Here is an 879-nt window from a genome sequence, read left to right on the forward strand (position 1 = left end):
ATTAAGTTCGCTCACGCAATGGGAGTCGCTGTTTCGGTTTTAATATAAAGATAAGGCTAAAAGCATGAGCAAAATAGTTACCATCCCCGTTATGAGCGGAAGTTGGTAATTTTGGGGAACAAGACGTGATAGTGGTCTCCGGTCTTTTTCAGTCACGTTACTAAATGTGTGCTGAAAACTATAAAAAATGATATCAAAGAAACGTCCTTTTATTACATAACCAGCCATCGCTATGAGGATTAGTGCAGTGCCAATAATAAAAGATACATTAATATAGGCTAATAGGTCCGCACGTTTGTAAAAAATCATAGCAAGCAGTAACACAAGTAATTGAGTTATACTATTCCAAATCAAAATTTTCTTGAGCATGTAGGTTAACATCCTTTATAAAAAATGGATACGAGAACAAAGGCAAGCGCCCTTGCAGGTAAAAAACGCGATCATCTTCGCAACACCTGGGACAGAGATCGTCCCGCTAAAGGGCGTTTGTACTAGCACATCCAGTAGTCGCAGCAACGTACAAACTGTGTTTCTGGACGCAGAGCGGACTTGGCTAGTCCTGGATACCTAAGTTACCATAGTATTTTTATTTAATACTTTCTTATCTTTAAAAAAGTCTTGCCGAATTATAAATCTACTGGTATATTATATTATGAAAACGCATTCATGCAAGAATTAAACTGAAAGGTAGCATAAAAAACGATAATCAATTATAGTGGCTAACCCCAAAAACAGGGTTATTTAACTCCTCTTATCTGAACATCTTAAAGTTATGCCTGCAATATCAGCTTATCATTGGATAATTCTTTATGCCAATTTATTCCTGATCGGGTTTGTGTCAAGATTTTCTCGGTACCCTTTCCACTCCAGTATTTCTGG

General features: G+C 37.2%; 1 protein-coding gene. It reads right to left on the bottom strand.

Annotated features, from left to right (window positions below; translation table 11 throughout):
* Positions 1-39 precede the first annotated feature (39 nt).
* A complete protein-coding gene (locus tag IEX94_RS12065; RefSeq protein WP_188857727.1) occupies positions 40-369 on the bottom strand; it encodes a DUF3899 domain-containing protein in 330 nt (109 codons plus the stop codon).
* Positions 370-879 lie beyond the last annotated feature (510 nt).

The sequence above is a fragment of the Oceanobacillus indicireducens genome (genome assembly GCF_014647195.1).
GTDB lineage: Bacteria > Bacillota > Bacilli > Bacillales > Amphibacillaceae > Oceanobacillus > Oceanobacillus indicireducens.

Excerpts from the sequence above, each read along its gene's own strand:
- IEX94_RS12065 (WP_188857727.1), bottom strand. The coding sequence starts at position 369 with ATGCTCAAGAAAATTTTGATTTGGAATAGTATAACTCAATTACTTGTG.